The 9,937-nt window shown below is 61.7% G+C and carries 11 protein-coding genes; 7 read left to right on the top strand and 4 right to left on the bottom strand.

Going from position 1 to position 9,937, the window contains the following annotated elements; genetic code table 11:
* Nucleotides 1-5: 5 nt before the first annotated feature.
* Nucleotides 6-1,307, top strand: coding sequence for a PQQ-dependent sugar dehydrogenase (locus tag ACJ8HT_RS06250; protein WP_197652848.1), 1,302 nt, complete (start codon nt 6-8; stop codon nt 1,305-1,307).
* A gap of 40 nt (nt 1,308-1,347) precedes the next feature.
* On the opposite strand, the gene ACJ8HT_RS06255 is transcribed toward ACJ8HT_RS06250, so the two are convergent.
* Nucleotides 1,348-1,956, bottom strand: coding sequence for a class I SAM-dependent DNA methyltransferase (locus ACJ8HT_RS06255; protein ID WP_197652849.1), 609 nt, complete (start codon nt 1,954-1,956; stop codon nt 1,348-1,350).
* Between the two features lie 246 nt (nt 1,957-2,202).
* Here ACJ8HT_RS06255 and ACJ8HT_RS06260 point away from each other — a divergent pair, with 246 nt between their 5' ends.
* From ACJ8HT_RS06260 to ACJ8HT_RS06275, 4 genes are all read left to right on the top strand, one after another.
* Nucleotides 2,203-2,589, top strand: a complete 387-nt coding sequence (locus ACJ8HT_RS06260) for a DUF2946 domain-containing protein (protein WP_244664496.1) — start codon at nt 2,203-2,205, stop codon at nt 2,587-2,589.
* Between the two features lie 277 nt (nt 2,590-2,866).
* Nucleotides 2,867-4,879 carry a TonB-dependent copper receptor gene (locus ACJ8HT_RS06265; protein ID WP_341534879.1) on the top strand — a complete coding sequence of 671 codons (2,013 nt, stop codon included), beginning with the start codon at nt 2,867-2,869 and terminating at the stop codon, nt 4,877-4,879.
* A gap of 141 nt (nt 4,880-5,020) precedes the next feature.
* The gene (locus ACJ8HT_RS06270) at nt 5,021-5,182 is read left to right on the top strand and encodes a hypothetical protein (RefSeq protein ID WP_197652851.1); all 162 of its coding nucleotides are present in this window, start codon (nt 5,021-5,023) and stop codon (nt 5,180-5,182) included.
* Nucleotides 5,183-5,292: 110 nt separating this feature from the next.
* Nucleotides 5,293-5,772 carry a GNAT family N-acetyltransferase gene (locus tag ACJ8HT_RS06275; RefSeq protein WP_197652852.1) on the top strand — a complete coding sequence of 160 codons (480 nt, stop codon included), beginning with the start codon at nt 5,293-5,295 and terminating at the stop codon, nt 5,770-5,772.
* Between the two features lie 13 nt (nt 5,773-5,785).
* On the opposite strand, the gene ACJ8HT_RS06280 is transcribed toward ACJ8HT_RS06275, so the two are convergent.
* On the bottom strand, nt 5,786-6,679 hold the full coding sequence (locus ACJ8HT_RS06280) for a LysR family transcriptional regulator (RefSeq protein WP_087762808.1): 894 nt from the start codon (nt 6,677-6,679) through the stop codon (nt 5,786-5,788).
* An 84-nt stretch (nt 6,680-6,763) separates the two neighbouring features.
* Between ACJ8HT_RS06280 and ACJ8HT_RS06285 the strand changes: the two genes are divergently transcribed.
* Nucleotides 6,764-7,540, top strand: coding sequence for an NAD(P)H-dependent oxidoreductase (locus ACJ8HT_RS06285; RefSeq protein ID WP_197652853.1), 777 nt, complete (start codon nt 6,764-6,766; stop codon nt 7,538-7,540).
* Nucleotides 7,541-7,577: 37 nt separating this feature from the next.
* On the opposite strand, the gene ACJ8HT_RS06290 is transcribed toward ACJ8HT_RS06285, so the two are convergent.
* The gene (locus tag ACJ8HT_RS06290) at nt 7,578-8,132 is read right to left on the bottom strand and encodes an NAD(P)H-dependent oxidoreductase (protein WP_197652854.1); all 555 of its coding nucleotides are present in this window, start codon (nt 8,130-8,132) and stop codon (nt 7,578-7,580) included.
* A 104-nt stretch (nt 8,133-8,236) separates the two neighbouring features.
* Here ACJ8HT_RS06290 and ACJ8HT_RS06295 point away from each other — a divergent pair, with 104 nt between their 5' ends.
* The gene (locus ACJ8HT_RS06295) at nt 8,237-8,596 is read left to right on the top strand and encodes a winged helix-turn-helix transcriptional regulator (RefSeq protein ID WP_025302868.1); all 360 of its coding nucleotides are present in this window, start codon (nt 8,237-8,239) and stop codon (nt 8,594-8,596) included.
* Nucleotides 8,597-8,600: 4 nt separating this feature from the next.
* On the opposite strand, the gene entS is transcribed toward ACJ8HT_RS06295, so the two are convergent.
* Nucleotides 8,601-9,884 carry an enterobactin transporter EntS gene (entS, locus tag ACJ8HT_RS06300; RefSeq protein ID WP_060439923.1) on the bottom strand — a complete coding sequence of 428 codons (1,284 nt, stop codon included), beginning with the start codon at nt 9,882-9,884 and terminating at the stop codon, nt 8,601-8,603.
* Nucleotides 9,885-9,937: the final 53 nt, after the last annotated feature.

A 9,937-nucleotide genomic window follows, 5' to 3' on the forward strand; every position in this document is an offset into this window, starting at 1 on the left:
TTTTCATGAAGCTATCATCGATCGCGATTGCGCTTTCCGCCGTGCTGGCGCTGGCCGGCTGCGATAACAGCGCCGTCATTTCGCCGGAACAACAAATGGGGCCGGATCCGGTGTTGCCGGCGGCGCAAAACTTCCTGATGCCGCCGATGCAGGTGCCAAAGGGCGTCGGCTGGCAACAGAACCAGATGCCGAAAGTGGCCGAGGGTTTGAAAATCGACAAGGTGGCGGACGGTTTGCTGCATCCGCGCCAGCTGCTTACCCTGCCCAACGGCGATGTCCTGGTGGTGGAAGCCAACGGGCCGGGTACGGAGGCGGTGAGCACGCCCAAGCAGCTGATCGCCGGGCTGGTGAAAGGCCAGTCCGGTAAAGGGGGCAAAGGCGGTAACCGCATCACCCTGCTGCGCCCAACCGCCGACGGTAGTTGGGAAAAGCATGTTTTCCTCGAGGGGCTCGATTCCCCGTTCGGCGTCCAGCTGATTGGCAACACCCTGTACGTGGCCAACACCGGCAACATCATGCAGTACGCCTATCAGCCGGGCGAAACGCGCATCAGCGATGCGGGTAAAGAGCTGGCCGATCTGCCGGACACCATCAACCACCACTGGACCAAGGCCCTGCTGGCCAGCCCGGACGGTAAAAAGCTGTATGTCGGCGTCGGTTCCAACAGCAACATCACCGAAAATGGCCTGGCTGTAGAGTACCGGCGCGCCGCCGTGCTGGAAGTGGACACCGCCTCTGGCGCCAGCCGTGTCTTCGCCAGCGGCCTGCGCAACCCGACCGGGCTGCAGTGGGAACCGCACAGCGGCAAGCTGTGGGCCATCGTCAACGAGCGTGACGAGATCGGCGCCGATCTGGTGCCGGACTACCTGACCTCGGTGCAGGACGGCGGCTTCTACGGCTGGCCTTACAGCTATTTCGGCCAGCACGTCGATCGGCGGGTGCAGCCGGCGCGGCCGGATCGGGTGTCGAAAGCCATCAAGCCGGACTACGCCCTCAGCTCGCACGTCGCGCCGCTGGGGCTGCTGTTCTATACCGCGAACGCACTGCCGGCCGAGTATCGCGGCGGCGCCTTTGTCAGTGAGCACGGCAGCTGGGATCGCTCGCCGCTGAACGGCTACCGGGTCAGCTACGTGGCGTTTGAGCAAGGCAAACCGGTCGGCAAACTCAAAGCGGTGGTTACCGGCTTTGTCTCCGACGACGAGAAGGAACTCTATGGCGCACCGGTAGGATTAACGGTCGACAAGGCCGGCGCCCTGCTGATTGCGGATGACGTGGGCAATACCGTTTGGCGCGTCAGCGCTAAATAACGTTAACGGGCAGGTTCTGGGGAATCTGCCCGTGACATTGTCACTCAATACTCTGCGCCAACCAGACCGTTCTTCCCCCGCAGGCGGGATCTTCCACCACATGGTCGACCACGCGGAAGCCGTTCTCCTGCAATAAACGTCTGTACTCCTCCGGCGCCAGACTGGCGTGAAACAGCGGCTGGCCTTCGAAGCTGCCGATCGCCACGCCGTCGGCTGGGCCGCTGGTGAACATCAGTGCGGCGTGCGGCCCGGCATGTCGTCTGAACAGCGGAAACATCCGGCGCTGATGGTCGCGCGCCAGATGAAAGAAGCTGTCCCAGGCCAGCAGGCCGTCGAACTTCGCCGGCAAATCCAGCTGGCGCATATCCATTTGTCGCCATTCCTGCTGCGGGAAACGCTGCCGGCAGCGCGCGATCATCGCCTGAGCACCATCGACGCCGGTGACCCGATACCCCTGTTCGATAAAATAGGCGGCGATCGGCGCGCCATTGCCGCAGCCGAGATCCAGCAGCCGCGCATTGGCCGGGGTGAGCTGCAAAAAGCGATCGAGCCACGGCCGTTCAAACAGCGTGGTGGGTCTGAGGCGTTCCCAGGCGGCGGCATGTTCGTCATAAAGCGGGATAATGGTGCTCGCCAGTTTTTCCGTCATTAATATTGTCCCCATCACGTTATTGGTGCCAAAAAAAATAGTCTTTGGTCAGAATTAAAGCGCTTATTCGATAATATATTCATCAACAGACCGTTGACCAGAAATAAAAGGTTTTAACATTTCGACATAAACCAGTACAATTCCCTACCCTGTGTTAACCCTTTTTTTAGGTTGATTGTGTCGTTAATTCAGCGCTCTGCATCGCGACATCGGGCCGCCGCCTGGTTAGGGATGTTTGCCATTCTGATGTTGTTCATTGCGCCGGTGGTCTCGCGATCCCTGGAGCATGTACGCGCCGGAAGTGCTGGAACGACCGTCATGGCGGGTTGCGGCATGGAGATGCCGATGCATCACGGGATGCATTCGCCGCCGCCTGAGCCTGAAAAAGCCGCGCAACCGCTGATGCAGCACGGCGGCGGCCATCACAACATGGCGATGATGATGGACGACAGCGCCTGCGGCTACTGCGTGCTGTTGCTGCACGCGCCGCTGCTGGACGTGAGCCACGCCCCGCTGTTCTGGTCCCACTCGCTGGCTTCGCGCCCGCCGCCGATTCACTATCTCGTTCCCCTGTTTGCCCACGTCGTTCACACCGAATTACAGCCGCGCGCGCCCCCCATTTCTTTCCTCTGATCTAACAATAAGCCATTGCCGTTCTCTGTATTGCCGTTGATCGCTTCAACCCGGCGGAAATAATTCGCCCAACGGTTAATCATCGAGACGACATTATTAATCCGGTTATTTCCACGTTGATGGAATAACCCCCGTATTTTCCGATGGTGATTTTCGCCAGGCCGCCCCACGCCTGAATAATCCCTCGGCCAAGAACGGAAAAGAGTTAGCTTAAGGAAAGATGATGTTTAAACCGACTTATAAAAAGAACGCCGTTACCCGCGCCATCACCACCGCCATGCCGCTGTTCCTGCTGGCCGGCCACGCGGCGCAGGCGCATCAGCCCCCTACCGACGCACAGGTTAATGATGGCGACGTGATCACCGTCACCGCGCCGCTCTACTCCCCGCTCACCATCGTCACCTCGCCGAAAACCCCGCGCCAGCCGGTACCGGCCAGCGACGGTTCGGACTACCTGAAAACCATCCCCGGCTTTTCGCAGATCCGCAACGGCGGCACCAACGGCGATCCGGTGTTCCGCGGCATGTTCGGTTCGAGGTTAAAGATCCTCACCGACGGTTCGGAAATGCTGGGCGCCTGCCCAGCGCGGATGGATGCGCCGACCTCTTACATCTCGCCGGAAAGCTTCGATCTGTTGACCATCACCAAGGGGCCGCAGACGGTGCTGTGGGGGCCGGGATCGTCGGCGGGCACGGTGCGTTTCGAGCGCGAGCGCCCGCGCTTCGACAAGCCGGGCATCAAGGGCAGCGCCAGCGTACTGACCGGCTCCAACGGCCGCTGGGACGAGAATATCGACGCCAGCCTCGGCGCCGAACAAGGCTATCTGCGGGTGATGGCCAACAAATCCCGCTCCAACGACTATCAGGACGGAACCAATACGCGCGTGCCGTCACGCTGGGACAAGTGGAATGGCGATCTGGCGCTCGGCTGGACGCCGGACAACGACACGCTGCTGGAAGTGACCATGGGCCGCGGCAACGGCGAAGCGCGCTATGCCGGCCGCAGCATGGACGGTTCGCAGTTCAAGCGTGAAAGCCTGGGCATGCGGGTGGAAAAATCCAACATCGGCGAGGTGCTGGATAAGCTGGAAGCGCAGGTCTACTACAACTACGCCAACCACGTGATGGACAACGTCACCCTGCGCTCGCCGGGCAGCGGCGGCATGGGGGGGCACGGGGGCCATGGCGGTATGAGCATGGGCGGCCACGGCGGGCACATGATGTCCTCCGGCATGACGATGCAGCTCGATCGCCGCACCGTCGGCGGCCGCGTGATGGGCACCTGGCAGTGGCAGGACGTGAAGCTTGAAAGCGGCCTGGACACCCAAACCAACACCCACCGCAGCATGAGCCGCGGCAGCTGGGAAAAAGACGCCCAGTTCAACAGCTACGGCGCCTTCAGTGAACTGACCTGGTCCACCAGCGAACAGGATAAACTGATCGGCGGCGCGCGTCTTGACCGCACTCTGGTGGAGAATTTCCGCAGCGGCAGTGACGGGGAGCGTTCGGACACCCTGCCGAGCGGCTTTATGCGTCTTGAGCATACATTGGCCGACCTGCCGCTGATGCTGTATGCCGGCGTCGGTTATACCGAGCGCTTCCCGGATTATTGGGAGCTGTTCTCGCCGAAGCTCGGCCCGAACGGCAGCAAGGATCCGTTCTCCAGCGTCAAGAGCGAAAAAACCACACAGCTCGACATCGGCGCGCAGTACAACGGCAAGCGTTTCAACGGCTGGGTCTCCGCTTACGTGGGCCGCGTCGATGATTTCATCCTGTTCAAATACGATCCGCACAACGCGCGTCTCAGCCAGGCCGATAACGTCAACGCCAACATCATGGGCGGTGAAATGGGCATGGGTTACCAGCTGAGCGAGCACTGGAAAACCGACGCCAGCCTGGCCTACTCCTGGGGTAAAAACACCAGCGACGGCCGGCCGCTGCCGCAGACCCCGCCGCTGGAGGCGCGTCTGGGGCTCACCTATGAGTACGGCGACTGGAGCGGCACCGGCCTGTGGCGTTTGGTCAGCAGCCAACACCGCGTGGCGATCAACGAAGGCAACGTGGTAGGCAAAGACTTTGCCGAAAGCGCCGGCTTCGGCGTGCTTTCCGCCAACGCCGCCTACAAGGTGAATAAAAACGTCAAGCTGAGCGCCGGTCTGGATAACATCCTGAACAAGACCTACAGCGAACACCTCAACCTGGCGGGCAACAGCGCCTTCGGGTATTCGGCCAATAGCGCGGTGAATGAACCGGGCCGCACCCTGTGGGCCAAGGTTAACGTCACCTTCTAAACCGTACACCGGGCGATGGGCAACCGTCGCCCGGTCAGGCGATATGCGATCCGGTTCTTAGGATATGAGTTTTAAGTTTTTCCCATTCGGTTGAGCGGCGATTAGTATCACTCTCAATATAATCAAGGATCCGGAGGGAATATGCAAAAGCTCACTCGTTTTCTGGCCCTGCTCGGCGAGCTGATGATTGAAAAAACCGAAGACGCCGCGCCGCAGGCTGCTCAGCCAGACGATCGCGACGACGCGTTGCCGCCGCGCCTCGAACGTGGGGTTCCGCTGGCCGACCGCTTCCTGTTCATGTAATTCCCCTCACTGTCTTTTCGTCCGGCACGTTCCGATATTTCATTATCGGACGTCTGCGTCTATCTTCTTTCGATGGTTCCAGCCGATTCATCATAGGAGATTGCAACGCAATGAAGATCAGAACGGTAGCCCCGCAAGACGCTGAAGCCCTGACGCAGTTATTGAATGACGTGATCGGCGCCGGCGGCACGACGGCGATAGAAACGCCCCTCACCCCCGCCGAATTCAGCGAATGGTTCATCAGCGGCAGCAATGCGCTGAGCTGCCAGGTCGCGGAGGTAGATGGGCTGTTGGTGGGCTTCCAGGCGCTGAGCGCAGATGATGCCCTGCCGCCCGATACTGCAGATATTGCCACCTTCTCCCGCCTGTCGCCGAAGGTGCGCGGCGTCGGCAGTGCGTTGTTCCCTGCCACATTAGCGGCGGCGAAGTCGCACGGTTTCAAGCACATCAACGCCACCATCCGGGCGGATAACGTCGGTGGCCTCGCCTACTATCACAAAATGGGCTTTCGCGATTACGATCGTTTGCCGCAGGTGCCGCTCAGCGATGGCACGCCGATCGACAGAGTCAAAAAACGCTTCTCCCTTTAACCCGCCAACTCGCTCACACTGAACGCACGATATGTTCGCGCAGCCAGCGGTGAGCGGGATCCCGGTGCGATCGTTCGTGCCACAGCATGGTCATTTCAAAGCCCGGCACCGCCAGCGGCGGCTCGAGCCGTTGCAATAAAGGCTGGTTGCGCACCAGCCGCTCCGGCAGCATCGCCACCAAATCGGACTGCGTCAGCACCGAGATAACGAACAGAAAATGTGGCACGGAAAGCACCACCCGCCGCGTCAGCCCCACGTCTGCCAACGCCCTGTCGGTCATGCCATAGAACCCGCCGCCGTCCGGCGAGACCATCACCTGCTCCAATTGGCAAAATTGCGCCGGCGTCAGCCTGGCATGCAGCTTGGGGTGGCCGACCCGGCCCACCAGCACATAGCGTTCGCTAAACAGCGTGCGCTGCCGCAGGCCGGATGGCGCACCTTCTCGGGTATGAAACGCCAGGTCGATTTCCCCTTGCTCCATCCGTTTGGCGAGGCGCGCCGGGGCGATCTCCAACACCGCCAGCCGGGTGCCGGGCGCTGCCGTGCGCAAACCGTTCAGCGCCGGCAGCACGATGGTGGATTCGCCGTAGTCAAAGGCAGCCACGCGCCAGGTATCGGTCGCCACGGCGGGATCGAACGGCGTCGCCGGCGTTACCGCCAACTCGAGCGCCGCCAATGCCTGACGTAACGGTTCCCGCAGCTGTTCCGCTCTGGCGGTCGGGCGCATGCCGCGCGGGCCGGGCAACAGCAGCGGATCGTCAAAGATCGCCCGCAGTTTGGCAAGGTGCACGCTGACCGCCGGCTGGGAGAAATTGAGCCGCTGCGCCGCGCGCGTGACGTTGTGCTCCGCCAGCAGCGCGTCGAGCGTCACCAGCAGGTTGAGATCCAGCCGCCTTAAATTATTCATAGTTATACCTGGGATAACGGTAATTCATTTCTAATATACCGACTAACGCCCTAACCTGCAGCTCTCACACCAAGGAGAGCTGTTATGAATGTGCTGATTGTTTACGCCCACCCGGAGCCGCTGTCGCTGGCCGGCTCACTGAAAAATTTCGCCGCTGAGCGCCTGACGCAGGCCGGCCATCAGGTACAGGTGTCCGACCTGTACGCCATGAAGTGGAAAGCGGCGCTCGACGCTGACGACAGTCTGGAAGGTCCGGCAACGGCTCGTTTCGATCCTTCGCGGGATTCGCAGCGCGCGTTCGCCAACGGCATGCAGAGCGCCGATATCGAACGGGAGCAGCAAAAATTGCGCTGGGCGGATGCGGTGCTGCTGCAGTTTCCGCTGTGGTGGTTCTCGATGCCGGCGATTCTGAAAGGCTGGTTCGAGCGTGTCTATGCTTACGGTTTTGCCTACGGCGTAGGTGAGCATTCCGACACCCATTGGGGCGACCGTTACGGCGAGGGGACGCTGGCGGGCAAACGGGCGATGCTGATCGTCACCGCCGGCGGCTGGGAGTCTCATTACGCCCCGCGCGGCATCAACGGGCCGATCGACGATATCCTGTTCCCGATCCAGCACGGCATGCTGCACTACCCAGGGTTCGAGGTGCTGCCGCCGTTCGTCACCTACCGCGCCGGCAAAACCGATGAGGCACGCTTTGCCGCCCTGTGCGAGCAGCTCGGGCAGCGGCTGGATAATCTGTGGAACGCCGAGCCAATCCGCTTTCGGCGGCAGAACGCCGGTGACTATCTGATCCCGCAGCTGACGCTGAAAGCGCATCTCGCGCCGGGGCAAGACGGTTTCGGCGTTCACATCGAGTAGCCGGATGCGCACGCCCTGGCGCATCCGGGGCGCGGCGTTAATTCAGGGCGGCGAGAAATGCCTGGTAGCCTTGCGCGCTGCGATCCAACTCTTGGGATTGCAGCGGCTCCACCGTGCCGTCCGAAGCGGCCTCCTTGCCGTAAAAGGCGAAGAACGAGGCATAGTCGGCCCGCACGTAACCGGCGGTGACTTCAAACGGCCGGAAGATTTCCTCCAGCGAGTAGCGATAGCGCCCGTCGCGCGCATAATCCTCTGCACGCACCCCCGCTGTGACCGCCAACGCCAGCTTTTTGTTTTGCATCTTGTAGCCGCTGCGGGAACCGTAAGCCCAGCCGTAGGTGAGCACGTCGTCCAGCCATTTTTTCAGCAACGGCGGGCTGCTGAACCAGAAAATCGGGAACTGCAGCACGATGTTGTCATGGGCTTCAATCAGCCGCTGCTCTTGGGCGACGTCGATCTGCCAATCCGGATAGACCTGATGCAGTTCGTGCACGGTATACCGCTCCGGGTAACGCCGCAGTTCCTCCAGCCAACGTTTATTGACCACCGAGTTCGCCATATCGGGATGGGTCACCACCACCAAGGTTTTCATATCGATTTCTCCAGTCAGGTGTCTATCGGCGCATCATAGGTTATGCTGGAACAATGTAAAATACGCACACTCACGACACATACTTACTCTGGAGAAAGTACCCAATGACCGCCGAATCCCACTGCAGCCCAACGGGCATCAGCCTCGAAGACACCGGCTATGGCTATACGCTGTCGGTGATCAACGGCAAATATAAAATGATTATTCTCTACTGGCTGGCGTTGTATAAGCCGGTATTGCGGTTCAACGAGCTGCAGCGCTGCATCGGCACCATTTCGTACAAAACGCTGAGTTCGACGCTCAAAGAGCTGGAAAAAGATCGTCTGGTGGTGAGAAAGGAGTATCCGCAGATCCCGCCCAAGGTGGAGTACAGCCTGTCCGAGCGCGGGCGTTCGCTGATCCCGGTGATCGACATGATGTGCAACTGGGGGGAGCAGCACCGGCCGGAACAGCCGGTGCCGTGAGGGGTTAGTTGTCTGCCGCCGCTGAGGTTGCCGCAGCGGGCTCATCGTGCTCGACCAACGCGTCCGCCGGCCGGCACTGGCGCAGCGTGCGCACGCTGAAGGCCACCAGCACGCCGAGCACGGCGGCGAATGCGCCAAACGACAGCACGCTCATCAACGGAGTAAACACCCTGCCCAGTACGCCGAGTCCCAGCGCGCCGATCGAATCGCCGGTTACGTCCTGCGCGGTGCCGAGGCTGTTCACCCGCCCCAGCAGATGATCCGGCGTGTTGCTCTGGATCAGCATGAATTGCAGGAGCGAGGCGATGGCGTTGGCGTAGCCGTAGCACACCAGCGCCAGCAGCGCCGGCGCCAGGTGGCTGAACAGCCCCAGCGAAGCGATAGCGGTAAACGCGACGATGGCGGCGACCAGGATCAGCACGCCGGGACGAGCGTATCGCCCCACCCAGCCGCTGGTCAGCGCGCCCAGCATCGCGCCGAGCGGCACCGCGGAATACATCAGTCCGATAGAGGAAGCCCCGACGTGGTAAGCGTCCTGCGCCAACGCCGGGAACAGCACCCTGACGGCGCCGACGATGCTCATCAGCATTCCCAGCAGCACCACCGACCCCACCACCTTATTGCGCCAGACAAACTGGAAGCCGCTGGCGAGCGCGCGCAACGGGTGTTCCGGCTCCTGCTGCTGCGGCAACAGCGTCGGCAGACGCACCAGCGGGATAAGGGTGCCCAGCGTCCCGGCGGCGGCCACGGCGAACGCCAGCCCCACACCGCCGAACACGATGATGATCCCGCCCAGCGCCGGCGCCAGGATCGCGCCGATGCGCACCGTCACCATACTCAAGGCCCCCGCCGCCGCCAGGTTTTCGCGCCCGACCAGCAGCGGGATCACCGCCATCAGCGCCGTCATGCCCAGCGCGCCGAAGAACCCGTCCCAGGCCGCCAGTAGGTAGAGCGCCCACAGCGACGGCGCCGGGGCGAAGGCGTTCAGACTCAGGGCGACAAAGCCCAGTCCGCAGGTGCCGCGCGCAAACAGGATCAGCTTGCGGCGATCGTAGCGATCGGCAAGCACGCCGCCCAGCATCAGGCCGATAAACATGCCCACCCCGTCCAGCGCCACCGCCACGCCCACCTGCAACGTGGAGCCGGTCATCGCCTGGATCTGGATCGGCACCCCCACCGCCAACATGCCGAGGGAAAACACCGACAGCATGCGGGCGCAGAAAATCGCGCGGAAATGCGCATTGCTTCTCAGCAAGCTGAAATCAAGAAAAAAAGAAGGTCTGGCCATAGTGTCCTGCATATCATGTTTTAGTACGGGCCGGGACGCACGCCCCCGGCCCG

Source organism: Serratia sp. CY44782, assembly GCF_052168715.1.
Classification (GTDB): Bacteria; Pseudomonadota; Gammaproteobacteria; order Enterobacterales; family Enterobacteriaceae; genus Serratia; species Serratia nevei.

Coding starts and splice junctions, on each gene's coding strand:
- ACJ8HT_RS06250 (WP_197652848.1), top strand. CDS start 6: ATGAAGCTATCATCGATCGCGATTGCGCTTTCCGCCGTGCTGGCGCTG.
- ACJ8HT_RS06255 (WP_197652849.1), bottom strand. CDS start 1,956: ATGACGGAAAAACTGGCGAGCACCATTATCCCGCTTTATGACGAACAT.
- ACJ8HT_RS06260 (WP_244664496.1), top strand. CDS start 2,203: ATGTTGTTCATTGCGCCGGTGGTCTCGCGATCCCTGGAGCATGTACGC.
- ACJ8HT_RS06265 (WP_341534879.1), top strand. CDS start 2,867: ATGCCGCTGTTCCTGCTGGCCGGCCACGCGGCGCAGGCGCATCAGCCC.
- ACJ8HT_RS06270 (WP_197652851.1), top strand. CDS start 5,021: ATGCAAAAGCTCACTCGTTTTCTGGCCCTGCTCGGCGAGCTGATGATT.
- ACJ8HT_RS06275 (WP_197652852.1), top strand. CDS start 5,293: ATGAAGATCAGAACGGTAGCCCCGCAAGACGCTGAAGCCCTGACGCAG.
- ACJ8HT_RS06280 (WP_087762808.1), bottom strand. CDS start 6,679: ATGAATAATTTAAGGCGGCTGGATCTCAACCTGCTGGTGACGCTCGAC.
- ACJ8HT_RS06285 (WP_197652853.1), top strand. CDS start 6,764: ATGAATGTGCTGATTGTTTACGCCCACCCGGAGCCGCTGTCGCTGGCC.
- ACJ8HT_RS06290 (WP_197652854.1), bottom strand. CDS start 8,132: ATGAAAACCTTGGTGGTGGTGACCCATCCCGATATGGCGAACTCGGTG.
- ACJ8HT_RS06295 (WP_025302868.1), top strand. CDS start 8,237: ATGACCGCCGAATCCCACTGCAGCCCAACGGGCATCAGCCTCGAAGAC.
- entS (WP_060439923.1), bottom strand. CDS start 9,884: ATGGCCAGACCTTCTTTTTTTCTTGATTTCAGCTTGCTGAGAAGCAAT.